The organism is Deltaproteobacteria bacterium (assembly GCA_023382265.1).
Classification (GTDB): domain Bacteria; phylum JAMCPX01; class JAMCPX01; order JAMCPX01; family JAMCPX01; genus JAMCPX01.
On the sequence record JAMCPX010000054.1, the window covers coordinates 63,930 to 89,108 of the forward strand.

The window sequence follows — 25,179 nt, forward strand, 5'->3', positions numbered from 1 at the left end:
AACTATACCCATAACCGTATCAAAAGTCGATAGGATTATGGGTATGCTTGGCTTTAAGATTAGGCTAAGACTTACTCAATATCTACACTAACCTGTTTTGGTTTTGCAGACTCTACTTTCGGCATGGAGATTTCCAGGATCCCTTCTCTGTATTTTGCCTTTATCTTGTCCCTGTCTACTGCAGCAGGAAGTGTAAATGACCTATGAAATGTTCCGTACGAACGCTCAATTCTGTAATAATTTTCTTCTTTTGTCTCGCGTTCAAACTTCCGCTCACCTTTCAGCATAAGCATATTATCTTTCACCTCAATAGAAAAATCTTTTTTCTCCATTCCTGGTAGTTCTGCTTTCAATACAACCTCATCTTTTGTCTCATAGATATCCACACTCGGATACCACGTACCTGTTGCAAGTTCTTCATCAGTGAATCTAAGCCTGCCGATATTTTCATCGAAAAGCCTGTTGAACCTTTCCATAGTACTTTCCAGTTCTCTTAAGGGGCTCCATTTTGTTATTGCCATTGAATGTTCACCTCCTCTTGAAATTATTATTTTTTCTCCTCAAATTCTGCATCTATAGCATCCTCTTTTCCGGATGATTCACTTGATGCTCCGGTTCCCTGTTCCGGGTTTGCAGAGGTACCCTGTGAAGCCGAAGTCTTTTTGTAGAGCAACTCGGCAAGTTTATGAGATGCCTCTGTAACCTGCTGTAAAGACTTTTTCATGGATTCTACATCCCTTTCCTCAAAAACCTTCTTTGCTTTATCAATACCCTCCTGAACATCTTTTATGTCCGTTTCTGAAAACTTATCCTTGTTCTCTCTGATCAACTTTTCCGTCGAATAGATAAGATTATCAAGATTATTCGCAACCTCTGCCTTTTCTTTAGCTTTTTTATCTTCTTCTGCGTGAGATTCTGCCTCTCTTACCATTTTTTCAATGTCATCTTTTGCCAGACCGCTTGATGCGGTAATAACAATTTTTTGCTCTTTACCTGTAGCAATGTCTTTTGCAGAAACATTTAATATCCCGTTTGCATCTATATCAAAAGTAACCTCTATCTGTGGAACCCCCCTTGGGGCTGAAGGTATACCAACGAGTTGAAACCTTCCGAGTGAACGATTGGCTGAAGCTATTTCTCTTTCTCCCTGAAGTATATTTATTTCTACACTTGTCTGATTATCCGCAGCGGTTGTGAAAATCTCGCTCTTTTTTGTAGGAATAGTTGTATTTCTTGGTATTAGCTTTGTCATTACGCTGCCAAGCGTTTCTATCCCGAGAGATAGGGGAGTAACATCAAGCAATAACACATCTTTAACCTCCCCTGAAAGAACAGCACCCTGAATAGCTGCACCGACTGCAACAACCTCATCAGGATTAACACCTTTGTGAGGCTCCTTACCAAAAAACTCTTTTACAAGTTCTACAAGCTTGGGCATCCTCGTTTGACCGCCAACAAGAACAACTTCATTGATATCACCTGGTTTTAAGCCTGCATCCTTAAGTGCCTGTTTGACAGGTTCAAAGCTGTTTTCTATAAGATCCATGCACAACTGTTCAAGTTTTGATCTCGTTAGCTTGAGAACGAGATGTTTTGGTCCGGATGCGTCCGCAGTTATGAAAGGCAGATTAATATCCGACTCCATTATGGAAGATAACTCGATTTTAGCCTTTTCCGCTGCCTCTTTCAGTCTTTGAAGAGCCATCACATCTTTACTAAGATCAATGCCCTGATCCTTTTTAAATTCACCTATGATCCAGTCTATGATACGTTGATCTATGTTATCGCCTCCAAGATGGGTATTACCGTTTGTTGATTTTACCTCTACGATATTTTCGCCGACTTCAAGTACGGATATATCAAATGTACCGCCCCCAAAGTCGTAAACCGCAATAATCTCCTCTTTCTTTTTATCAAGACCATAAGCAAGTGCTGCTGCGGTAGGTTCATTTATGATCCTTTTTACCTCAAGTCCTGCTATCTTGCCTGCATCCTTTGTAGCCTGCCGCTGACTATCATTAAAATACGCTGGAACAGTGATAACGGCTTCTGTTACCTTTTCCCCGAGATACGCTTCTGCTGCTTTTTTTAGCTTTTGTAGTATCATTGCCGATATCTCAGGCGGAGAGTAAAGCTTATTCCTTATGGAAACCCTTACATCCTGGTTATCAGCAGCAACTACCTTATATGGAACCATCTTCATCTCTTCTGTAACTTCATTATATCGCCTGCCCATGAATCTCTTTATAGAATAGACTGTATTCTCAGGGTTTGTTATTGCCTGTCTTTTTGCAACCTGCCCTACAAGTATATCTCCCTCCTTAGTAAATCCTACCACAGAGGGCGTTAACCTGTTTCCTTCTTCATTTGGGATAACAATAATTTCCCCTTTTTGAACGTATGAAACAACGGAATTAGTAGTCCCTAAATCTATACCGATTACTTTACCCATATCTTTTCACTCCTTTTACTTAAAAAATAATCACTTATCCCGCATCGTCAATATTTGTAAGGCATATTTTAATAGTTGTTACCTTTGCAAATTGTATATATTTGTGCTTTATAAGCAAGGTATACATCTAACATAGTTCTTTCATATTTTGGGAATTAGATATAATGATTTTAGGCGAATATCTTCATTTAGCGGATGTTCTAAACATATTATGAAAATTAAAATAGATATGAAAGTCTAACCATTATGGGCGTGAAAAGTACAACACCTCAAATAAACATACTTTTTGAGATAGAAAAGGCGATAAAGTTATTTTCCTTTTATCCAGAAGGGCATGTGTCTCTTAAGGATATAATAAACAGGGTATACAACAACATCAAACAACAACTGGATAGCTCACATAGCGTTACATACAGCATAGATAGGACGACCATATACATAAATAACAGTCCTATTGAGGATTTTGAGAAACTCTCAAGATTGTTATTTTTTAAAAGGATAAAAACGCTTATCATATCGCATACGTTTAGCTTTGAGGAACTTTTATTTTTCATACAGGTTGTTTCTAAGGGTGATCTGATCCTTGAAAAGGAGCAAAGTATAAAAAAATTGTTACTTGCCAATAATGTAAGTGGAATTTCTATAGAGGAGATGGATTACGAAACCATACACGAAGAGATAGACAGGGAAATGGAGCATAAATATGAATCACAGGAAGATGAACTCCAGCTTGAAAACGTTGCTCAGGATTTAACCGACGATGAAAAGGAAGCTATAAAGCTTATAAATCTTCTTGAGCAAGAGGTTAATCCGAAACTGTATGGAGAGCTGTCAGATGCAATCGTTATTATACTCGGCAGGCTAATAGATATAGATAGATATGAAGTACCGCTAATAGCCATAAACACATATATAAAACATGCTTATCAGAGAAACAAGAATATCAATATAACAGGCATGGCAAAAAAACAGATTAAGATTATTGCCGGGGAGAGGGATATGATCGGTCATATACTAATCCCGATATATACCGGTAATCCGTACTACTATGAGAACTCCATAAAGGCGATACTTATCATAGGAGAACAGGCTTTAGAAAAGCTTAGAGACAAGATGCTAACATCTGATGATGTGCAATCTCTAAAATTCATTTCAAAGGCGTTCACTTTTTTTCACAAGAAGTCATATCCTTTCCTTGAAAAGGTTATAACCGGCACGAATTACAGAGCATCACAGATCGCTATTGATACCGTTATAGCCATAAGGACAGACGCTGAGCAAATAATAGTAAGAGGTCTGGATAATAGGGACATCAGGGTACAAAGAAAAGCTATACAATCGTTATTTGAATTAAACACAGATGCCTCAGATCTTATAATCTCTAAACTGATCAATCCGAAAACCGATCATCGCACACTTAATTTATTGATCCCTTTTATTGGGAAGCATCAGAAGTATAGATTCATCGCATTGTTAAAGGATATTTTAAATGAATCATCAATATCGTATACGTTAAAAACAGATATATTACTTGTACTTGGGGAACTTGGTAATAGAGAAGCAGTGGAAGCTATTATTAAATCTGTATTTGATGTTACATCCGAACTTGCACAACAGTACCCGGAGATAAAATTGGTTGGAATAAAGGCCCTTGGAACAACAATGAACGAAGTTGCAATTGCAACACTTGTAAAATTATTAGAGAATAAGAATCACTCAGTAAGGAATGTTACATGGAATATGTTTTATGAAATAGGTAAGAGAATAAATGCCTGAGAATGAACAGTTAAATACGCTTATAACCTTATTTACCGGCAGCGTAAGGAATCTATCCCTTTATCCAAAAACCCATCCAACGATTCAGGACTCTATTAAAAAGATAAATGAAATATTGCACGGGCTCCTTAACAAGAGAAGGGAGGTCTTAATCGCGGTTATAAAGAACACACTACTGGTGGAGAAAACTCCTTTTTATAATACAACAAAAAGTATAGAAGAATTTATAGAAAGACTGTCAAACATGGGAGTCAATGGTATTGTTTTTAACAGGGCGGTAAACGATAAGGAAATAATTTTCCTCCTTGAGAGTTTGCTTATACCTTCAGATATACTTAAAGATAAAAACGGTATAATGGAAAAATTCAAAAAAGCAGGGATAAGAGGCATTGAAATCAAACATATAGAAGAAGATGTTAAAACGGAGGCATCCAGAACCTATACGGCAGCAAGAGATGAGATTCTAGATATTATGCATGATCTAAGACTCGGACGCATCCCTGCCAAAACAAATATAAAAAATATAATTAGTGACTTAAACGATGTTATGCTCAAAGACAAAAGCACCCTTATGTGCCTTACCATGCTTCAAGATTATGATGAGTATACCTTTAATCATTCTGTGAATGTCGGTATATTTTCCCTCACACTCGCACAGGAACTCGGTTATAAAGGGGAAGACCTTTTCAATGTTGGCCTTGCTGGAATACTACATGATATAGGCAAAACAAAGGTACCGAGAGAGATCATATTAAAACCGTCACAGCTTACAAATGAGGAATGGAATGAAATGAAAAAACACCCGTCACATGGAGAGAGCATAATCAACGAGATTGGTAATATAAGCGAAATTTCTGCCACGTTTGTATTGTATCATCACATCAGATATAATTTAAGCGGCTATCCTTTATCGAAAATACATGCACAGCCTGAAGGTTCAAGGGTTGTGGCAATAGCTGACACTTACGATTCTATGACCACACTCAGGCCATATCAAAGACGATTCGATCCAAAAGAATCTATCAATCTTATTAAGAGTAAGGCTGGAGAAGATTTTGATCCAGTTTATGTAAAGGCATTTATAAAGGCATTTGGTATAAATCCTGTTGGGTCGGTTGTAAGATTTGATACAAATGAGGTTGGAGTGGTGACGAGACTTAACGATAAAAATCCTGAGAGACCGTTTATTAAGCTTATTATGGATACGTCGGGTAATAATGTAAATCCAAATGATGAGTTATCCCTTGAAGAGAAAAACATCATAACCCATGATTATAAAAGGAGTATCGCCGGTTCTATTGGAAGTGCACTTCAAGGTTTGATAGATTTGAACAAATATCTGAAATAGACAATTAATCCGAAAAATGCAATAAGAGAGGGTAGGGGGGGTTACAACCCGCAACTACCACTTAGCAAAGCGAAACATCAACCCCAAAAATGTATTTGAAAAAATAACGAACAAACAGAATCTCCTAAGGCATTATTTAAGTTAACCATGTTAATCTTCTGCGCTTTTATTCCTCATCTCGTACATCCTCAGTTCCACATCCAGATTGAGTCTTATCTGGGTTATATCCGCAGATTGGATCTCCGTTAGTTCATCGATGGCATTCAGGATTATATCTACGGCCTCCTGCGGCTGGATTGTATCCTGCTTCGCATGCAGCTTGTTCAAGAGCTCCAATACCTTTTCTTTGTCCTCTTTATCGGAGTGGCTGACTTTTAGGTTCTCCACATCCGATATGATCTGTTTCAACAGTGCCCTTGGTTCTATGGTCACTGTTACAGTGAACGGATATGAGCCATATTGGGTGAGCTGCGGGCCGTTGTTATACCAGACACCTGTGGTGAAGGTATAAGAACTCGCTGTCTGCGGCATGGTCACGGTGTAGGAGAACGCTGCAGATGCTGATACCGGCAACGCGTAGTGCCACAGGATGGTGCTGTCTGTTATGGTTCCGTTGTTGAACACCTGCCCTATTCCTACATTGGCAGGCACAGATTCGGTTATGTTCAGGCCAACGGCCACACCGAGGTTTGTGACGCTGATCTGTATGCCCTGTGTGCTTGATGGATACAGCCTGTATGGCATGTACTGATAGTTGGGACCCACAAAGCTCAAGGTATTGAGTATAAGCCCCTGTGCCTGTGTCGTCTCGCTGATATACGACGGGTCAAAGCCCATGCTCACTGCCTCACCCATGCCGTATACGTTCATTGCCATGGCAACGTTCGTTCTGGAGGCCTTATCGTGGTCATCATCGCAGGTGCAATTGTCTTTGTCATGATCGTCGTGTTTATAGTCACATTTCTGTGCCGCCTGTGAATAATAACCTGCCATGCCGGCTGTAGTTAATGTCATATTTACTGCGGTGTGCTGACCGGTGAGTGTCAGTGTCCCGCCGGATGGTGACAGGGCTGTCCGGAGCTCCACAATGACATTCCTCAATGTCCTTTGTTCATCATCCATTTGACCCAGCCACTGGACACCGGTAACATCCTTGAGCCACTGCAGATCGTTGGGGTTGGACTTTATAACAACCAACCCGTCTCCCATGTTGACAGCTTCTCTGAGCTCTTTCTGGATAAGGTCATGATCTTCACCACGATCCTCGAAGCCGGAATCAAGTTTTCCGGTAGAGCCCTCGTTCTTCTTTACATAGGCATCATCGTTGGACAAGGATATAAGGACATATCGGTTATACATACCTGTATCAAATGCAGTCTCAAACCCATCCCACGTATCGGTAACCGTATAATAGTAACCGGCATTGGTCAGGAGTGTAGTCAGCGCACTGATCAACTGTCCTGAATAATTACCCGTATCATGCCTGTCTTTATCACACCCTCCTCCTTCCTTTTGGTCCATATCGAATATCAATACCCCCGGCGGTGTAATCATGCCCTTTGTCACATCCAGCTTTACACTCATAACTGTGAAGCTTACAGACTCTGCCGATTGGTTACCCGCACAGTCTGAGGCTGATACTGAAAGTATATGTTTGCCTTGTTCTGTAATAGGGGTACCAGAGATATAAGGTATACCATCAAGTGTTATCGTTGAGTTTATCAGGTTTGCATCGCTTATGCTTATAACAGGGGTTACAGATGATGTATATGCGACTCCATCTGTTATACCTGTAATTGTTATCAATGGCGCTATGGTATCAACCTTGAAATGTACCGACTTGGTCGTTGCATTGCCGCCAAGGTCACTGCCTGTTGCTGTAAGTACATCATTGCCGTCAGTACTTATTGGCGTACCGCTTACATACGGATTTCCATTTAACAAAATGCTCTGCGATGACAGATGGCAGTCCGTGATGCTTATACCCGGGCTTGGGGTATTATAGCAGCCGTTATCAACGACCCCTGTGATAGATACAACAGGCGGGGTCAGATCAACCACCCTGAACCAGGTTTGTGCCACTGTCTTGGCATTCGAGGCTTTCAAAGCTGCGATATAATCGCCGAACATCTGGCAGGTCACAGGATAGCTGAACGTATTGCCGTAAGTAGCCTGAGTTGCTATGGATGCACTGGTTGTGCTTATGGTCAACGGTTGTTGGCTTTGCGGGCTTACCAGCATGACCGACGGTGTTATGCTCACACCTGAATTGCCGTTATTGGTTATCGAGTAGCTCACGGATATATTATTCCCGGACTCAAGGCTCTGAGGTGCAATACTTATGACGCCGGTAAGACCTGTGAGGTTATCCGATGTCGAGTTTATACCGAAGCTTGTCGTTGCCTGTGTTAGGAGCGTACCTGAGCTGTCCAGTACCTTTAGTACTGCTTGATAGGTACCCGCAGAGCTTATGCCTGTGTTCCAATTGTACTTTGCCGTGAAGTATCCCTGAGGCACAAGCAAGGGTATCAATGCAGAATATCCTCCGACAATCGCACCTGATGGATTCAATACTGAGATCTCCATCTCATCACCGGAAAGCATGGTGTTTGCGCTTAGGTTGTTCACAGTCCCGTTTATAACGGCAATTTCGTTAGGGTTGTAAGAAATCTTATCAGTATTTATATCGCAGCTTATCACCGCTGTGCCTGTAATCGCACCCGAAGAAAGGATCGTAAAGCTGGTAAATTGTTCTGCTTCCTTGCCTGCAGTATCTGTCAAAATAGCATGTACCATGTACGGTCCTGAAAGTACGGTGCCGGTATTCCAGAATGTTGTCTGCGTTACGGACTGCCCGGATGAAATCGCCGGTAAGTTCACATCACCAAACGTTGCCACGGTTACGCCATTGGCATCCTCTATGTCCATTGATAATACAAGGCTGTCGGTAAACGCTGAACCATTATATATACTGGTACTTATATTTACATCTGTATTGGCAGAATAAACTGGTTTGTCTGTAGCAAGATTCATCTGTATAAAGCTTGTACCTGTAACCTCAGGGATCGGTATGTTCATATTTACTGTTTGCCCATTATATGTGTTTTGAAATGACAGATATGCCGAATCTGCAACCGGCTTGCTTTCTCCAAGTCCTAAATCCTTTAATGTGAGATTTAATAGAATATCTGTGCCATTGGCATCTACTGAAGTAACACTCCAGTTATACCCGGTCTCTCCAGTTGGAAGACTTGTTATACTTGTCGGGGTTGGGATTGAGCTATTCAATATAATATTAGATGGCAATACAAGATTCGTGGATGTATTCACACCAAGTACCTTTTCTGCTGCAACAGGTAATGCAATAATCACCCATGTTGTAGCCGCAAGCCTCGTGTTCATTATTCCATCCTGACTATACCATGATCCATCAGGCTGTTGTGCGTTAATTAAAAAATTAATTGCTTTATTTATAACAGCAGACCAAGGATCTACTGATGTTTGCAACAAAGCATACAGTATCTGTGCCGTAACCAATGAATCACTTTGCCATCCTATATATCTACCCCAGCCTCCATCTGAATTTTGATTGGTTTCTAACTGTAATATGTTACTATTAATCAGGTTATCCGCTTGTGCATTCAAAACAGTATCGCTTACAACTTTACCGGCAGATTCAAGTCCAATGATCTGATGAGCCATAATCATCATATCCGGTGCTGTGATGAAGCTTCCCGGATTTATGACAAACCTTTCTGCCTGTTCTATCGTATTCAAATAGTCCGGATTATTCGTTATTGTATATGCCTCTGTAAACCCAACTAATCCAATAGATGTCATAGACACGGGATTGCTCCACCAGTCCAGGTCCCAAGGTACATAATTAGTTAACCAATAAACCTCGTTTGTTCCATAACGGTTGGTTTTTAATAACAGATAATTCGCAGCACTGATTATGTTGTTCTGCACATCACTGACATTATGCCAAGAACTAAAAGCCCATAATGCCAGCATTGTTGAATCTATAGAGCCATACCCATAGTAGTTCGATACATCCCCAGTTCCATATAGCCCTTGTATACTTCTTAGAAAATTCATTAGATTCCATGCAAGAGATGTATCTACTGTTACCTTATTGCTTGCAAGTTCAAGCCCTACCAACGTTTGACTCTGAACATGACAACCATAACAAGGACCGCTCACACCCTGCGTATTACTATTCTGGTCCTCCCACTGGACGACCTCTGTTTGCTCGTAGTTTACACCCTTTTGTATGGCATCCAGCATCAACGTCTTCATCGGATTGTTTGTTGTGCCTGTTAATAAACCCCCTGCAGTCAAATGTATGTCGCCGTTTATGTTTATATTTCCCGGCGGTGCTATTTGAGGACTTACTGTAAAACTTGCCACTGCATACGGACCTACATAATAGGTTGTTGTTATATCAGATGCTATGGACGGATCTGTTGCATTCAGAATTACCGAATAATTCCCTCCTTCCTGCGGTATAAAGCCGCCGAGATCGAGCATTCGAATGTGATTAATAGCGAGATTTGATATTGTTGTATCTGTCGTGTACATGGTATTGTTATTCAGAGATACCGTAAGCTGCATTGGCGTGCTGATTGGAATATTTCCGTTATTGCGTATCCCGGCAGATATTTCTATAAATGTGGGTGTGTTCGCAGAGGTCACAGGCGGATTAAGGGATATCGAGCCAATCAACTGGGCTGATGATTCTATGTTTATCTCCGTTGACTTTTGCGCATATACGGTCCCGGTAAAGCCACGGTATTGAGACAATGGTGAACCGGTGACATTTAAGATGATTTTATAAGTTCCAGCCGGGAATTGCCCCGTGTTCCATTGCATATTTGCCTGATTTATACTGGATGGGACAAACGTTGCTTTAGGATTCTGCGGACCAACAACAGCAATTACTTGCCCGTACATGTCCTGAATCTCTGCCGTCACAATCCCGGTAATGGGTGTCGCACCGGTATTCTCTATGCTCGCAATGATGCTTACATTCGCATTCGCCGAATAGGATACGTTGTCCGTTGTCAGCGAGATAATGCTTATGTTGTTGGATTGGCTTTCGTTCATCTGGAAGTTTATGGTGATTGTGCCAAAACCGTTTGTCGTTACTTCAAAGATCGTGCTGTCATACCCGGGCGCAGAACCGATCACCGTGAATGCCAAAGCGCTTATTCCGCTTATCGTGTACATCCCGCTTGCATCCGTCTTTGCGGAAAGATTTGTCCCAGCTATCATGACACTCGCACCGGTAACCGGCGCGCCGGTCATCGCGTCGAGTACCCTACCTGTGATTGTTGTCGATGTCGGTATCGGCATAAGGTAAATTGTTTGCAGGTCTGCCGTTGCACCTGCTGATACCATTACCTGATAGTTCTGGCTTGTGTATCCTGAGGAAAAAATACTTACCTGATATGTTCCCGCAGTAATGCCCTGAACAAGGAACACTCCCTGTGCGTCGGTTGTTGCAGATGGTCTCCCTGATATGGAGATTGTAGCACCCGTAATCGGCTGGCTTGTTGATGCATCCAAAACCTTGCCGGTAATACTCCCTGTTGTCGCTGTAGGCGGCTGGGTGCTTAATTGTGGGTTAAAGAAAAGTATCCCTCCTGCTACAACCGTTCCTGTGCCTGAAACAGGATAATATCCAGCTTTGGATGCTGTTATAGTTACACTACCAAGAGTAACATTAGTAAATATGAAACTGCCATCTACCCCTGTTGCGATACTGCGGTTATAAGCACCGGTTACTGTTATTGCTACACCACCAAGTGGTTGACCACTGGATGCCTCGGTAACAGTGCCCTTTATGATACCGGTTGTCTGGATCACTGAAAGACCAATATTGCCAAGATTTACAACAGAACCTCCAGATACATTCGCTGTAACTGTAGATGAAGCATATCCAGCTAATAAAAAACTTACCTGCTGAGAACCCTGTGGTACGTTAGCAAGACTAAAATTGCCGGAGCTATCAGTGGTTGCAGATATTGATGGATTGCTTACAAGAATAACAGACACACCATTTAATGACTGATTCGTTAAAGCATCAACCACCTTACCTGTAATAGTGCCAGTCGTTACTTGAGGCGGTGGAGAAGGCTTGTTTTCTGATAAATATAATGCCCTTAGTGCCAATGCTGTCGAATACGCATCCTCATTCCAGCTTCCGTCGTTTGCCTGTGTCGAACTGAGGTAATTTGCTGCATTGCCTAAAATGGTATTGTCCGTTGTTAGTCCTACAAGAGCTATGTACGCGAGAGCAGTCTCATATACTGTGGACGGACTTGAACCGAATCCACCATCAGAGTTCTGGTGGGCTGTAAGATAGTTCATGGCGTTGTTAAGGACTGTTGCAATTGAGCTTGTTCTTGCAAACTGCTCAAGCGTGTACGAAACCATCGCTGTCATATACACATTGCTATCATCCCCGGCATAAAACCCCCATCCACCGTCTGTGTTCTGGTTGGTAACAAGATATAAAACCGCATTGCTGATCGAGGTCTGGTTGGAGTAATTGACGGATTTTAAGGCAGAGAGGGCAAGGGCAGTGTCGAGATTGTTAATCCCATAGCCTTCATACCCTCCCCATACTCCACTTGCCGGGTCTATATACGATACAAGCAGACCTTCATCACTGCCGCCTGATAAATGCGTAGACATACGCTCGGAAAGATAATCCGTTGTACTGATAGATTGGCTCTGCAGCCAAGAAATAGCATTACTATAGAGAGTTGTATTCGTCTGACTCAATGCCTGCAATGTGTCTATCACTGCTACTGTCGTGCGGGTAATATCGGTTGTGGAGGTTATATTACCGATTGAACCATCGGAGTTCTGATTATTACTCAACCATGAAAGACCATTGGTTATCACAGTAGATTGGGCATGGGCAGTAGAAATACTGAACATAGCAAAAAAAATTATTAAGACTAACTTGATTAAACTTTTTATTAAAAAGTTATTCCTTTTCATACTTTCATCCTTTGATTCATACTTCAACCTATTTACCGAACCAATTTGGTCCACTGAACCATGTTGCTTTATTGTCTTTTACTACCTTTATAAGCCATACCATTAACATTCCTCCAGCGGACAGAAACCACCACCCATATAGGTTGAAATGAATTAATATCATCCCGATTAGCCACAAAATTAGAACAATAACTGTTATTTTTTTATGAGTGTTCATTATGTAAAAAGGCATCTTTAAAAATGCCGTAACCTTTTTCTCAATTATTAGTGGAATTGAAATTATTATTACAGCTATAATTAAGTATATAATTCCCTCTATGACTCTTTCTTTTAGTGACGTATATGTAGTGGTTAATATTAATATCCCTAAAGCAGCAAAACCCATTAGTACACCAACTGCACCTTTAAGATTTTTTTCGATTTCTTTTGATGTCAATATTAAATAAATAATATTTACAAACAAGATTACAGTTTGAACTATAATAAGAATTGTCTGGTTGTTCATATTATGATCCTACTTTTTTTATGGACTTACACCAAAACACTTATTTCCAATTTCTGGCAGGTCACGACCTAATCCAAGTAATGAGATAATTTGTTCTATACCTTCAGTAGGAATATATGCTGCAAGCCAAGCTTCAATTATAGGGTCGACTATCCAAAATTCAAATAAGAAGAAAACGACAGGCATAATTAACGCAAGAACACAAGCCCTCGCAGCTGGACTTGCTTCGAGTATTAACCAACCAATAAGCGAAAGGTAAGCTGGCAACAATAATGCAGCAATAGCAAAGACAATGGGGCCTGCTGCTATTGATAAAGCTAAAAGTGCAAATCCAAGAGCAAGCATGAGGATCATCGCGCCGCCCAATCCTCCGCTGATCATATATGCGCCGGCTCCTGTTGATGGGTCTATTATGATATACCCAACACCAGTCCAGCCATTGTAGGTTATCTGTGTTTGTGAAACAGTAACAACTTTGCCCGCATTCACCGCATTCTGAATATCTGAAATTACATCTGAGGGAAGCTGAAGCTGTGGTAATATAGCGGAGATGTTTGATTGATTTACAGTGTATATAGGAATGCCTTCATTGTTGGCTATTTGTATCGCTTTTACTGCTGATATGCCTTTTACAGGATTGGTTGGCGTAGAAAGCAATTGTTCTGGTACTCCGTTTTCCAATGCTGAAGAATTCATTCCACTTGCAAGCATATACTGGATAATATTATTGTTGTCTCCATCCGCAGCCTGTGAAAGTTCTAAGTTCCTTTGTACATCCATCTTCAATCCAGCCGGGCTTATACTCGTTGCTACTCCAAACATGTAACTTACATTCAGTGAAACAGAAAAGATCGCGTCTGAGGGAACTCTCGCTATTACTACATTCATTGCTTTTGCTTGCATCTGATCCATCATGTCGTATTCGGCATAATATGACATGGCTGTGGTATAAAGTAGACTCCCCAAAACATCATCCTTTGTCATTCCAGTAAAGTCTTGAGCCTGCAATTTTGATTGAATAGTGCTTAGTTCGTTTTTCAGATTGAGTACCGTTTGAGATGATACACCGCCTGCATCTATTCCTATGCCGTAATATTCACCCGCTGTCAGGTTTGTTGTAGAGGTATCAGCATATTGGTTTGCATTAGTGAAGGTCATGGTCAGAGTCTCAGAGCCACCTAATCCTATAGAGCTACCTGTAGCCACTACCTGCCCAGCAATCATTAATTGCGGCACCATGTTAATCAGATATGCCGGCAATGATGTCGGGAGGGAACTGATGGTTATTGAACTGCCTGTTGGTATATAAGATTCTATTACAGCCTCATCCGCACTGGTTGCAGGTGCATAGCTTAATGTGAGTCTTTTCCCTGCTATCTGTGCCAAACTTACTGTATAGTTTATATCCGTCTGTAAGGTTTGCGGATTGGTAACCTGAAATGTGATCTTGTATCTTAGGTTATCAGGAACTTCTGAAGCCTCCCAGCCTTTTGCTAATACCCTATATGGCATTGTGCCAAGCAGATATGGAAAGTTTTGCTGAATAATTTGCTTTTTGCCGATTACATCTCCTACAGTTGCATTCGGATTGGTCTGAGATATGTAGTTTGCTACCCGTGTCTGATAATTTGCTATGGTCTGGGATATATAGTTTGCATTAATGTTGGTTACATACCCTTGCTGGGTATTGATCGTAGCTGTGGAAGTAATCTGGTTTATAAAGCTTTGGGTATCAAACGGCACTGCTTGCGTGATATTCATTCCTTGTGTGTAGATATACTGCTTATAGCTCCCATCAAGGGGTATCCATTCATTGCCGGGACCATTGCGTGCTCCCCTTGACGGAAAGTAATTTACATACGCTTCTACCCATACATGCTCAATCTTTGCCGCTACTATCTTACCGCCAGCTACTTCCCCTGTTATAGGTATGCCGCCTTGAGCCATCAGCTCTAATGCTGACTTTGCATCTGTGAACCCACCCACCCAGTTCATTACCTGATTTATTGGTAACTGGATTGTGCCGTAGACGTAGCGGGCAGGAATGTTGGAGGCGCGGAGTAATGCGATAAGCAGGCTTGCAGTATCCATGTCATTGCACTGCATGGTCTGGAGGCACATGTCTGCACCCTGAATTGAGCCGTAAGTTGGGACATATTCTATGTTGTTATAGACCCAGTTATAAATCTGTACCGGGTTGTGATTTAGCTCTGCTGCCTTTGCAAGGATTGCAGGGGTGAACTGGACTTCTACTGTGGATGTAAAGTCTGCGGCCGTTGGGGGAGGGATGGTCTGGACAAGTGCGGACGATAAGAGATTGTCGGTTGTGAGGCTGGCGAGTTGAATAGGGGACTGGATTCCTGTCTCGGCATCTGCTGCGGTTTCGTTATCGTTCCCCTCACTACCCACTGAGCTACGCTGTCTGCCATAATTCATCCTTGGCTCCCGCCATACTGGTCCTGCCCCGTTAGAAGATGCGGTTGATTGTGCTATTGCTTGATCCGGAGATTCCAATTTCGTAAAGGTCAATCTTCTAACGGGGTGAACTATCCTATGCGGTAGTTTGTTCGGGTTGAATTTAATATGCCGTGAAGGTGGTTTTATCTTATCAAGAAATACCTTGAGCTTCCTTGTCCTTGCCGTGAACTGAGTATTTGTCTTCGCAGTATTTATTGAATCAAGATTTGCTTTGAGCACTGCAAAGTTCTTTTCGTACCTTCTTTCAAATGCTTTTTGTCTTTGCTGGATTACAGCCGGCAGACCCTTTATTCGCTGCTCGGTTTGTTTGAATTGTTGTCGTATTCTTACATCAGCTTGCTCAAGCTCGGCGCGTTCTTGTTTTAATTCCGTCTGGATTCCCGATTTCTCGGGAATGACAGAGGGGGAAGGCTGTATTCCTGCCGAAGTTGATCTCGCTGAAAGCGGGGAGGGAATGGTCGTGGAAGGCTTGCTGATTGTTTCGCGTATCCTTTCTAATGCCTTTTCTAATTCCTTATCAGGAAAACTGGATTCCCGATTTCTCGGAAATGACGGAGAAGGTTTACTCTCGCTGCTTGCTGCTTGATGCTCACTATTGCTTGTCGTTGCCGCATATACAACCTGATAAATCCCGAGATTTGTCCATGCAAATACGAATACCAGAAAAACAGCAGTTGACTTTAACAAAGAAGGTTTGAAAATATCCTTATGAAAACCGATCTTCATTAACCCTCCTAATACTGTTTCTATAAATGAACAATACGTTTGATGTCAATAAAATTCTTTTATAGGTCGTTGAGTATGCATCCTCATTCCAGCTTCCGTCTGCTGACTGTGTCGAACTGAGGTAATTTGCTGCATTGCCTAAAATGGTATTGTCCGTTGTTAGTCCTACAAGAGCTATGTACGCGAGAGCAGTCTCATATACTGTGGACGGACTTGAACCAAATCCGCCATCAGAGTTCTGGTGGGCTGTAAGATAGTTCATGGCGTTGTTCAAAGCTGTTGCAAGGGTACTTGTTCTTGCAAACTGCTCAAGCGTGTACGAAACCATCGCGGTCATATACACATTACTGTCGTCCCCGGCATAAAATCCCCAACCGCCGTCAGTGTTCTGATTGGTAACAAGATAAAGAATCGCATTGCTGATCGTGGTCTGGTTGGAGTAATTAACCGCCTTCAACGCATCGAGGGCAAGGGTGGTATCAAGGGTATCGGTTGAGAAGAATTGCCCTATTCCCCATCCATTGTCGAGGTTCTGATATGACAATAAATTACTTAAATTGCCTGTAGAGCTTAATAAGGCAATACTTCTGGAAATACGATCAACATTATATAAGGGCTGTGACGTAATCCAATTGATGCTGTTGGTGTAATCAGTATATTTTTGTCCAAGGTCATTCAGGGTTGTTAATACTTCGTCTGTAGCATAATATTCAGCTACTATACTGCTTGACCAGCTTCCCTCTGTTAACTGAGAAGCTTGGAGATAATTAAGACCGTTGTTTATAGCCCCTTGCTGGGCATTTGCTGATACAGGTAACAAAAAGAACAAAGCAAATAATGACAAACAGCTTTTTGCTCTAATCATGCCTGTCCTTCCTTTGGTGCTAAGTAAAAGAAATTTCCTTTCTTATCCCATCTCACATCCCAATTATCCCAGCTCCCTACAGTATATTTCTTTCTGAGTTCATTGTTCATTGCTTGGAATATCTCGAAGCCTTTGATGATTTTTTGTCTGAATCTCTCGCCTTCCCATGAGCCACCAATAATGGTCATTCTTAAACAATCTTTATTAAAGATTAACCGTGCATAAAAATACTTGACATCGCTTAGCAAAGTTCTGATGGCTTTATCTATCTCTGGGCAATCGGTTGTTGGAACATCCCTTTCATCATCCTCTATCTTTATTTTGACATCAACATTAAATGGCCCCTTGATTAAAGAAAAAAGCTCTATTCGGCTTTCTTCATCCATGTATTTGCCAGTATAATCTATTCTTCTGGAATCTTTTACTTTTGATTTATTGTTAGATTGATCTGCCCTATCTACTACGATTTGATGGGAAGGAGAATAAGCTAAATGTGGCATATCTATTCTTGCAACAATATAAATTCCATCAATAAATCCTTCGCTATATCTATGAGCATCATTCCAACTCCAAAATGAGCGATAAAACGGTCTCTTAATATTTTTAAAATTAAAGGATTTTATAAATTCAACAAAATCCTTTTTTGTAAATGTAGCTTTTCTCCAAATGGTTAGAGCTATAACAAACAACAAAAATATTTCTATAAAAAGTATAGTATTATCATTCCAGATTGGATGTTTTTTTATTAAGATTTCCACTGGCATGATAATAAACATACCTATTACTAGAATACTAAGGATGAAAAGCTCATACCATAAAAGAATAAGATATATCCTTCTTAAACTATACTTTTTAGGATACATAAACATACCTTGGATGGAATTTATTCACACAATATTTTTTAATTAGCTCCAATAAAGCAAGACCAGCCTCTTTAAGAATGAAATTTTCAAGTAATACTGTGAGTGTTGCAATTACTATAGTTACAACAATAGTTATCAAAAACCCTCCTCCTAAAAATGCAACAATCGAGCCAATAACCAGACTTGATAGTATACTAAACAAAAGATCGACTATGCCAGCTTCAAACCCCTTTAAAGGGCTACCAGTTTTATAGTATACATTTAACAACATAAAAAGCGCAGATAAACCTATCAAAAGTCCATTAGTCCACTTATATAAATTGGTCACAGTCTTACTGGATATCTTTAAAGCCTGAATAAATGCGTCTAACACCCCCATTGCCGAACCATCAAATGTACCTTTAAGTAAATCAACCAAAGGATCACTCTTCTGTGTATTCCCGCTTCCACTTAATCCACCTGATATTTCAAAGGCACTGGCTCCTGTTGATGGGTCTATTATGATATACCCAACACCAGTCCAGCCATTGTAGGTTATCTGAGTCTTTGAAACTGTTACCGTATAAAAACCGATACGAGAGACGAGATTCATTAACCCTCCGTATTTTTGCATTAATTAACGAACGGCATGTGTAAAGTCAAGAAAACCGTTTTAAGGGCTGTTGAGTACGCATCCTCATTCCATGAGCCGTCCTAGCTCCAGTTGTTAATAAGATACAAAATCGCATTGCTGATCGTAGTCTGGTTGGAGTAATTGACGGATTTTAAGGCAGAGAGGGCAAGGGCAGTGTCGAGATTGTTAATCCCATAGCCTTCATACCCTCCCCATACTCCACTTGCCGGGTCTATATACGATACAAGCAGACCTTCATCACTGCCGCCTGATAAATGCGTAGACATACGCTCGGAAAGATAATCCGTTGTACTGATAGATTGGCTCTGCAGCCAAGAAATAGCATTACTATAGAGAGTTGTATTCGTCTGACTCAATGCCTGCAATGTGTCTATCACTGCTACTGTCGTGCGGGTAATATCGGTTGTGGAGGTAATATTGCCGAGAGAGCCATCAAGGTTCCGGGCAGAATTTAGATAATTAAGCCCCTGGGTAATATTATCACTCCAAGCAAAAGCCGATAGAGAGAATGATAGTGAAAATACACATGCAAAAAATATTATACGCTTATACATAAAATCCTCATTTCTATTCTTTTACGTCTTTGTAAGGGTTGAGAATATTCGTCGCACACCCAAAACAATTGCTCCTATACCAAGTACCAATAAAAACAATATCATCGAAAATGCTATGAGAGCATTATCGGCCTTTGCGTGTAAACATACGTACAGTAATAGCAGAAACAACCCTGTCATTATGAGAAACAACCCCAATATTATATCTATTATCTTATTGATTACTTTCATTGTGAATATCACCTCTATGTTTGTATTGGGCTTTAATTTCTATTAGCAACAATACCACCCATATACCAAGTATTATCCAATATGCTGTAAACACTCTATAGACTGCGAGTATAGTCAAAAACACCCACAATCCCATATAATTTAATATTTTTTTGCTTAAAACTTTATTTTCAGAAATACTTTTTAAAATGTAATTAGCTTGTTGCCAATTCTGAATCATTCTCACTATCAAAACAGCTAAAAATATTGCGGCAATTACTAATCTCAGTTCATCTCTCGCTCCAAGTACTGCTATGTCGAGGAGCGCAACATTTAAATAAACAACAAGCAATAATATGCTTACGAAAATTCTCGTTAAGATTTTATCTATCTGTATACCTTTTAGTTTGCCTTTTAAATTGTTAGCCAATATTTTCATAGAAGACAGGTACACTATAAATGTTACTTGGGGTAATAGAGTTTTATAATACGTTTCTAATGATATGAATGGTTGAGACATTGTTAATTGTATTCCCTATCCAATACACTATTTCTTTCGTAGACATTCATCTGTAACCTCTTTACCTGAATGAATAGCGGATAGTATAGTAATGAAAAAAGATGATAGATCATCAGACAGAGGATTTGTTTTATTTACCTTTGAAATAATCATGACCTTTTCTATATCGTATACATTATCAAGTGAAGCATTTGTATTGCCAAAATATTTATATATTTTTTTTATCCACATACCGATTCTCCGGAAATTTCTTAAATTTCCTCTTAAAATATTTGTTTTTAACAATATACCGTTCATGTTTAACTTTTAGGTTTGTCATTGGGGGGATGATTTTGTTCTTGTTCAGTTATATCTAACTTGCTGGATGGGTTCTTTTTCGTTTGTTCTCTTACAACATTTATAATAACCCATGTAAGAACTATGAATACCAATATCCACCACACCAAATATAATTGGAGGTAAGCAAGTGAAACACCTATACCCCACAAACCCATGATAATTGTGATGCGTTTAATAATAACCCTATCTTTTTGAGAAAATACTTTTAGGGGTATTTTATTCTTAAATATTGTTTGAATTATAACAATCACAATATAAAAAAGTGATGTTAGAAAACCTATTAAAGCAAGCAGCAGAGTGTTACGGACTAAAAATATTACAATCCACACCATACCAATAGTGACTGTAACTATACTCCATAAGATGTTTTTTAATCTCTTGTTTTCATATTTTTTGAGAGTATCAGCGCATGCCCATATGGCAAACAAAATCGTGAATATTATTAAATCTTTCCAATCCATAAATACCCTTTAAAAACACTCTTTAATTACTTCATTTATGTCGTTATAAATCTCGAATATTATCATCTCAGTTATATTGGGCGGTAAAGTTTCATACTCGAATACTAAGTCTGCTATTGCAAGCCCAGCTTGCATAATCTTTACAGTACATTTTCTTTGTGCCTCCGTTGATTCCCCAGCTAACCAATATATGAAGTATCCATATAGTGGCGAAAGGTATAATACAATCAGAGGGATTAAAACGAATTCTCCTCCCAGTGCAGTGAGCGCAAGAAAAGCAAGTAACCCAATAAGAACAAATGCAAGGATCGCTCCACCCAACTCGCCGCTTATCATATAAGCCCCTGCACCGGTTGTTGGATCAATAATGATGTACCCTACTCCAGTCCAGCCATTGTAGGTTATCTGAGTCTTTGAAACTGTTACCGCCTCGCCCGCATTCACCGCATTCTGAATATCTGAAATTACATCTGAGGGAAGCTGAAGCTGTGGTAATACAGCGGAGATGTTTGATTGATTTACAGTGTATATCGGTATGCCTTCATTGTTGGCTATTTGTATCGCTTTTACTGCTGATATGCCTTCTACAGGATTAGTAGGCGTAGAAAATAGTTGTTCAGGCACACCGTTTTCCAGTGCTGAAGAATTCATTCCACTTGTAAGCATGTATTGAATTACCTTATTGTTATCTCCATCCGAAGCTTGCGTAAGTTCCAAGTTCCTTTGTACATCCATCTTGAGACCAGATGGGCTTATATTCGTAGCTACACCAAACATATAGCTTACGTTCATTGAAACTGAAAAGATCGCATCTGATGGAACTCTCGCTATTACTACATTCATTGCTTTTGCTTGCATCTGATCCATCATGTCGTATTCGGCATAATATGACATGGCTGTGGTATAAAGTAGACTCCCAAAAATATCATCCTTTGTCATGCCGGTAAAGTCTTGTGATTGTAATCTCGTTTGAATGGTACTTAGTGCGTTTTTCAGATTGAGTACCGTTTGAGCGATTGACTTTAACAAAGAAGGTTTGAAAACATCTTTATGAAAACCGATCTTCATTAACCCTCCTAATACTGTTTCTATAAATGAACAATACGTTTGATGTCAATAAAATTCTTTTATAGGTCGTTGAATACGCATCCTCATTCCATGAGCCGTCCGAGTTCTGGTTGATAACAAGATAGGAAAGGGCGTTGCTGATCGTGGAGAAGTTGGAGTAGTTCACGGACTTCAGGGCCTGAAGGGCAAGGGTGGTGTCGAGATTGTTTATACCGTAACCTTCATAGCCTCCCCATACCCCGCTTGCATTGTCTATATACGATACAAGCAACCCTTCATCGCTACCGCCTGACAAAAGTGTAAACATGCGTTCGGAAAGATAATCCGTGGTGCTGATAGATTGACCCTGTAGCCATGAAACGGCATTGGAATAAAACGTCGTGTTCGTCTGCCCCAATGCTTGTAATGTATCTATCACTGCTACTGTCGTGCGGGTAATATCGGTTGTGGAGGTAATATTGCCGAGAGAGCCATCGGGGTTCGACTGAGTATCCAGCCATGAGAGGCCGTTGGTTATTGTGGTGGATTGAGCGTGTGCAGAAAAGGCAGATAAGAAAGAAATAACTATTGCTAATAATAAGCCTTTTCTCATAATTCCTTCTTATAAAGCAACGATGGGTATGGAATCATTGAGCACCATCATCTTTTGCTGGGGAAAGATCGGAGTTTGCTTTCTCAAGTGCTGAGGAAAAACGGTTAAACTGTATATTCAAGTCTATTGTTAATCTGACAGCAGGATAAAGAAATGCAGACCAGAAAATTGTTACAACATTAAATATCTCTATATACTTAAATAAATAAAGGATAATACCACAAAGTACTATTACCCCAGATATAATCCAAGCCGCTACATTCTTTTTACTAAACCCTACCACGTCAATCTTTAAAGAATTTATATCTCCACTATGGGGTAAACTGGTGGTATGTGCATCAACTATCCCTTTAAAATATTTTTGTAAATAAACAGATTTCAAATACCATATAAAATATATCCAAAAAGTTACTACAGCGGCAGTCCAAGTTTTGAATGATAAATCTTTAGTGGAAAGAAACATAAATGCAAACAATATATATACCCCAATAAGAATATAAGAATACATAACTTTTTTCTTATACTTACTGTCATAATAACTCCAAGATAATGTATCAAATTGTTTTATATTATTATTCTTGATGAACCAATCTTTGGTTGTCGATAGTAGATTGTTAGTAAAGTAAAGCAACAATTCTTGTCTTCCTGAGACGGCTGTTAATATTAATAACCAGATACTTGAAAATACTATGTAAATAGATCGATTTTTAAAAGAAGGGAAAAAGAGATTATAATTTATAGAGGCAATATCAAATATAATTAAAAGAAATGATAGCAATATTATTTTTTCCCAATACTTCAAATTATTCCATTTTAGAGGAGGGTAACTTTTTTTGTTATTCATTGTTTATAAACCTAATAAATATAATAGGGTGATTACGACTGCCATACATTCTAAGGTGTTCGCATTGGGCAAACCCGTTACTGGTGTTCGTAGATAACACGCAGCAAATGATGGAACAATTTTATTTGTGAAAAAGTTCGATGTGAGAAAATTTATAATTGTAGTTGCACCAGTTAAATATATTGAATTAATAAGAGCAGTAAATTCAACCCAATTTGCAGCCATTAAAGCAAGGAACGCCTCTACGCTACCAGATGATAAAAGAACTGCTAATAGTGCTATTGCTACTATGCAGATAATCTCGGCTGCCAACCAGATTATCCACGTCCAGCTACCACCAACTCCTCCGCTTATCATATATGCGCCTGCACCAGTGGTTGGATCTATAATGATATACCCAACTCCAGTCCAACCATTGAAGTTAATTTCTGTTTGAGAAACAGTAACAATCTCACCTGCGTTTACAGCGTTCTGTATGTCTGAGATGACATCGGATGGAAGCTGAAGCCGCGATAAGACAGCATTGATGTTGCTCTGGTTTATTGAGTATATTGGTATATCTTGATCGTTTGCAATCTGGATTGCTTTTACCGCCGATATGCCTTGTGCAGGATGGAGAGGTGTAGACCATAATTGTTCTGGAACGCTGGCTTCAAGAGCCGAGGAATTCATACCTGATTGAATATTATATTGAATTACTTTGCTGATGTTCCCGTCTAGCGCTTCTGTAAGTTCCAAATTCCTTTGCACATCCATCTTGAGACCAGATGGGCTTATATTCGTAGCTACACCAAACATATAGCTTACGTTCATTGAAACTGAAAAGATCGCATCTGAAGGGATCCTCACTATTACTACCCCCATCATCTTTGCTTGCATCTGATCCATCATGTCATACTCAGCATAGTAAGCTGCTGCCGTGGTATAAAGAAGACTCCCTAAAATATCGTCTTTTGTCATACCTGTGAAATTCTGTGCAGAAAGGTTAGCTTGCGTTGTTGTAAGTTTCGCCTTTAATGCAAGGAGCTGTCGCTGAGATACACCACCAGCGTCTATGCCTATGCCATAATATTCTCCTGCAATGAGATTCTTTGTGATCGTATCGTCATATTGATTTGCATCAGTAAAGGTCATGGTAAGTGTCTCCCCATTTCCAAGTCCTATAGATCTGCCTGTTGCGACTACCTGCCCGTCGATCAGCAACTAATGTATCCATCACTGCTACTGTCGTGCGGGTAATATCTGTTGTGGAGGTTATATTACCGAGAGAGCCGTCGAGATTTGACTGAGTCTCTAACCATGAGAGACCATTGGTTATTGCACTGGATTGAGCATAGGCAGTATTAACATTCAAGGAAGACAAAAAGATTAAGAATACTAAAATCGACAAACATTTTGTTATTAATATATGTTTTTTCATACCCTCACACTCATTCATATTCCAGCCTATTTAGTCGAACCATTTTGGTCCACCAATAAACCATGTTGCTTTATTGTCTTTTACTACCTTTACAATCCATACAAACAACATTCCAGCTGCAGGGATAAACCATTCTGCATATAGGTTGAAATAAATAAATATTATTCCGATGACCCACAAAATTAAAACAATAAATGATATTTCCTTATGAGTTTTTATTACGTAAAAAGGCATTTTCAAAAATGCCGCGACCTTTTTTTCAATTATCAGTGGAATTGAAATTATTATTACAGCTATAATTAAGTATATAATTCCCTCTATGACTCTTTCTTTTAGTGACGTATATGTAGTGGTTAATACTGATATTCCTAATATAGAAAAAAGAATCAATACAGAAACCGCAGCCTTAAGTTTTATTTCGATTTCTTTTGATGTCAATATTAAATAAATAATGTTTATAAACAAGATTATAGTTTGAATTATGATAAGAATTGTCTGGTTGTTCATATTAAG

The 25,179-nt window shown here is 39.8% G+C and carries 21 protein-coding genes; 2 read left to right on the top strand and 19 right to left on the bottom strand.

Translation table 11 applies throughout. The features are described from left to right. Positions 1-71: 71 nt before the first annotated feature. Both M1381_09740 and dnaK read right to left on the bottom strand, forming a co-directional pair. Positions 72-521, bottom strand: a complete 450-nt coding sequence (locus M1381_09740) for an Hsp20/alpha crystallin family protein (protein ID MCL4479362.1) — start codon at positions 519-521, stop codon at positions 72-74. 26 nt (positions 522-547) lie between these two features. Next, positions 548-2,452 (bottom strand): molecular chaperone DnaK, encoded by a 1,905-nt coding sequence (gene dnaK / locus M1381_09745; protein MCL4479363.1) that lies wholly within the window; start codon positions 2,450-2,452, stop codon positions 548-550. Positions 2,453-2,698: 246 nt separating this feature from the next. Between dnaK and M1381_09750 the strand changes: the two genes are divergently transcribed. Together M1381_09750 and M1381_09755 are read left to right on the top strand one after the other, a co-directional pair. After that, positions 2,699-4,228 (top strand): hypothetical protein, encoded by a 1,530-nt coding sequence (locus tag M1381_09750; protein MCL4479364.1) that lies wholly within the window; start codon positions 2,699-2,701, stop codon positions 4,226-4,228. Continuing rightward, positions 4,221-5,576 (top strand): HD-GYP domain-containing protein, encoded by a 1,356-nt coding sequence (locus M1381_09755; GenBank protein MCL4479365.1) that lies wholly within the window; start codon positions 4,221-4,223, stop codon positions 5,574-5,576. Before M1381_09750 ends, M1381_09755 begins: the two co-directional genes overlap by 8 nt. 150 nt (positions 5,577-5,726) lie before the next feature. Here M1381_09755 and M1381_09760 read toward each other — a convergent pair whose 3' ends face one another. From M1381_09760 to M1381_09840, 17 genes are all read right to left on the bottom strand, one after another. Then, the gene (locus M1381_09760; protein ID MCL4479366.1) at positions 5,727-12,587 is read right to left on the bottom strand and encodes a carboxypeptidase regulatory-like domain-containing protein; all 6,861 of its coding nucleotides are present in this window, start codon (positions 12,585-12,587) and stop codon (positions 5,727-5,729) included. Between the two features lie 28 nt (positions 12,588-12,615). Next, positions 12,616-13,092 (bottom strand): hypothetical protein, encoded by a 477-nt coding sequence (locus tag M1381_09765; GenBank protein MCL4479367.1) that lies wholly within the window; start codon positions 13,090-13,092, stop codon positions 12,616-12,618. Between the two features lie 18 nt (positions 13,093-13,110). Beyond that, the gene (locus tag M1381_09770) at positions 13,111-16,296 is read right to left on the bottom strand and encodes a transglutaminase-like domain-containing protein (protein ID MCL4479368.1); all 3,186 of its coding nucleotides are present in this window, start codon (positions 16,294-16,296) and stop codon (positions 13,111-13,113) included. Beyond that, positions 16,277-17,161, bottom strand: a complete 885-nt coding sequence (locus tag M1381_09775) for a hypothetical protein (protein ID MCL4479369.1) — start codon at positions 17,159-17,161, stop codon at positions 16,277-16,279. Before M1381_09775 ends, M1381_09770 begins: the two co-directional genes overlap by 20 nt. Continuing rightward, a complete protein-coding gene (locus tag M1381_09780; GenBank protein MCL4479370.1) occupies positions 17,158-18,024 on the bottom strand; it encodes a hypothetical protein in 867 nt (288 codons plus the stop codon). Before M1381_09780 ends, M1381_09775 begins: the two co-directional genes overlap by 4 nt. Further along, the gene (locus M1381_09785; GenBank protein MCL4479371.1) at positions 18,014-18,616 is read right to left on the bottom strand and encodes a hypothetical protein; all 603 of its coding nucleotides are present in this window, start codon (positions 18,614-18,616) and stop codon (positions 18,014-18,016) included. The genes M1381_09780 and M1381_09785 overlap by 11 nt, the downstream gene beginning before the upstream one ends. Before the next feature lie 101 nt (positions 18,617-18,717). Next, positions 18,718-19,212: a hypothetical protein gene (locus M1381_09790; GenBank protein MCL4479372.1), complete on the bottom strand. Its 495-nt coding sequence runs from the start codon at positions 19,210-19,212 to the stop codon at positions 18,718-18,720. 21 nt (positions 19,213-19,233) lie between these two features. After that, positions 19,234-19,443 (bottom strand): hypothetical protein, encoded by a 210-nt coding sequence (locus M1381_09795; protein ID MCL4479373.1) that lies wholly within the window; start codon positions 19,441-19,443, stop codon positions 19,234-19,236. Further along, positions 19,427-19,861, bottom strand: coding sequence for a hypothetical protein (locus M1381_09800; GenBank protein ID MCL4479374.1), 435 nt, complete (start codon positions 19,859-19,861; stop codon positions 19,427-19,429). Before M1381_09800 ends, M1381_09795 begins: the two co-directional genes overlap by 17 nt. Before the next feature lie 108 nt (positions 19,862-19,969). Then, the gene (locus M1381_09805; GenBank protein MCL4479375.1) at positions 19,970-20,173 is read right to left on the bottom strand and encodes a hypothetical protein; all 204 of its coding nucleotides are present in this window, start codon (positions 20,171-20,173) and stop codon (positions 19,970-19,972) included. Between the two features lie 68 nt (positions 20,174-20,241). Continuing rightward, entirely contained in the window at positions 20,242-20,742 is a 501-nt protein-coding gene (locus tag M1381_09810) for a hypothetical protein (protein MCL4479376.1), read from the bottom strand. 9 nt (positions 20,743-20,751) lie between these two features. Beyond that, complete coding sequence (locus M1381_09815; protein ID MCL4479377.1) at positions 20,752-21,810, bottom strand: hypothetical protein; 1,059 nt, start codon at positions 21,808-21,810, stop codon at positions 20,752-20,754. Then, a complete protein-coding gene (locus M1381_09820) occupies positions 21,791-22,402 on the bottom strand; it encodes a hypothetical protein (GenBank protein MCL4479378.1) in 612 nt (203 codons plus the stop codon). Before M1381_09820 ends, M1381_09815 begins: the two co-directional genes overlap by 20 nt. 34 nt (positions 22,403-22,436) lie before the next feature. Further along, positions 22,437-23,246, bottom strand: coding sequence for a hypothetical protein (locus M1381_09825; GenBank protein ID MCL4479379.1), 810 nt, complete (start codon positions 23,244-23,246; stop codon positions 22,437-22,439). Between the two features lie 3 nt (positions 23,247-23,249). After that, complete coding sequence (locus M1381_09830; GenBank protein MCL4479380.1) at positions 23,250-24,380, bottom strand: hypothetical protein; 1,131 nt, start codon at positions 24,378-24,380, stop codon at positions 23,250-23,252. Further along, positions 24,367-24,666 (bottom strand): hypothetical protein, encoded by a 300-nt coding sequence (locus tag M1381_09835; GenBank protein MCL4479381.1) that lies wholly within the window; start codon positions 24,664-24,666, stop codon positions 24,367-24,369. Before M1381_09835 ends, M1381_09830 begins: the two co-directional genes overlap by 14 nt. Positions 24,667-24,696: 30 nt before the next feature. Beyond that, positions 24,697-25,173, bottom strand: coding sequence for a hypothetical protein (locus M1381_09840; GenBank protein MCL4479382.1), 477 nt, complete (start codon positions 25,171-25,173; stop codon positions 24,697-24,699). Positions 25,174-25,179 lie beyond the last annotated feature (6 nt).

Excerpts from the sequence above, each read along its gene's own strand:
- M1381_09740 (MCL4479362.1), bottom strand. The coding sequence starts at position 521 with ATGGCAATAACAAAATGGAGCCCCTTAAGAGAACTGGAAAGTACTATG.
- dnaK (MCL4479363.1), bottom strand. The coding sequence starts at position 2,452 with ATGGGTAAAGTAATCGGTATAGATTTAGGGACTACTAATTCCGTTGTT.
- M1381_09750 (MCL4479364.1), top strand. The coding sequence starts at position 2,699 with ATGGGCGTGAAAAGTACAACACCTCAAATAAACATACTTTTTGAGATA.
- M1381_09755 (MCL4479365.1), top strand. The coding sequence starts at position 4,221 with ATGCCTGAGAATGAACAGTTAAATACGCTTATAACCTTATTTACCGGC.
- M1381_09760 (MCL4479366.1), bottom strand. The coding sequence starts at position 12,587 with ATGAAAAGGAATAACTTTTTAATAAAAAGTTTAATCAAGTTAGTCTTA.
- M1381_09765 (MCL4479367.1), bottom strand. The coding sequence starts at position 13,092 with ATGAACAACCAGACAATTCTTATTATAGTTCAAACTGTAATCTTGTTT.
- M1381_09770 (MCL4479368.1), bottom strand. The coding sequence starts at position 16,296 with ATGAAGATCGGTTTTCATAAGGATATTTTCAAACCTTCTTTGTTAAAG.
- M1381_09775 (MCL4479369.1), bottom strand. The coding sequence starts at position 17,161 with ATGATTAGAGCAAAAAGCTGTTTGTCATTATTTGCTTTGTTCTTTTTG.
- M1381_09780 (MCL4479370.1), bottom strand. The coding sequence starts at position 18,024 with ATGTATCCTAAAAAGTATAGTTTAAGAAGGATATATCTTATTCTTTTA.
- M1381_09785 (MCL4479371.1), bottom strand. The coding sequence starts at position 18,616 with ATGAATCTCGTCTCTCGTATCGGTTTTTATACGGTAACAGTTTCAAAG.
- M1381_09790 (MCL4479372.1), bottom strand. The coding sequence starts at position 19,212 with ATGTATAAGCGTATAATATTTTTTGCATGTGTATTTTCACTATCATTC.
- M1381_09795 (MCL4479373.1), bottom strand. The coding sequence starts at position 19,443 with ATGAAAGTAATCAATAAGATAATAGATATAATATTGGGGTTGTTTCTC.
- M1381_09800 (MCL4479374.1), bottom strand. The coding sequence starts at position 19,861 with ATGAAAATATTGGCTAACAATTTAAAAGGCAAACTAAAAGGTATACAG.
- M1381_09805 (MCL4479375.1), bottom strand. The coding sequence starts at position 20,173 with ATGTGGATAAAAAAAATATATAAATATTTTGGCAATACAAATGCTTCA.
- M1381_09810 (MCL4479376.1), bottom strand. The coding sequence starts at position 20,742 with ATGGATTGGAAAGATTTAATAATATTCACGATTTTGTTTGCCATATGG.
- M1381_09815 (MCL4479377.1), bottom strand. The coding sequence starts at position 21,810 with ATGAAGATCGGTTTTCATAAAGATGTTTTCAAACCTTCTTTGTTAAAG.
- M1381_09820 (MCL4479378.1), bottom strand. The coding sequence starts at position 22,402 with ATGAGAAAAGGCTTATTATTAGCAATAGTTATTTCTTTCTTATCTGCC.
- M1381_09825 (MCL4479379.1), bottom strand. The coding sequence starts at position 23,246 with ATGAATAACAAAAAAAGTTACCCTCCTCTAAAATGGAATAATTTGAAG.
- M1381_09830 (MCL4479380.1), bottom strand. The coding sequence starts at position 24,380 with ATGACCTTTACTGATGCAAATCAATATGACGATACGATCACAAAGAAT.
- M1381_09835 (MCL4479381.1), bottom strand. The coding sequence starts at position 24,666 with ATGAAAAAACATATATTAATAACAAAATGTTTGTCGATTTTAGTATTC.
- M1381_09840 (MCL4479382.1), bottom strand. The coding sequence starts at position 25,173 with ATGAACAACCAGACAATTCTTATCATAATTCAAACTATAATCTTGTTT.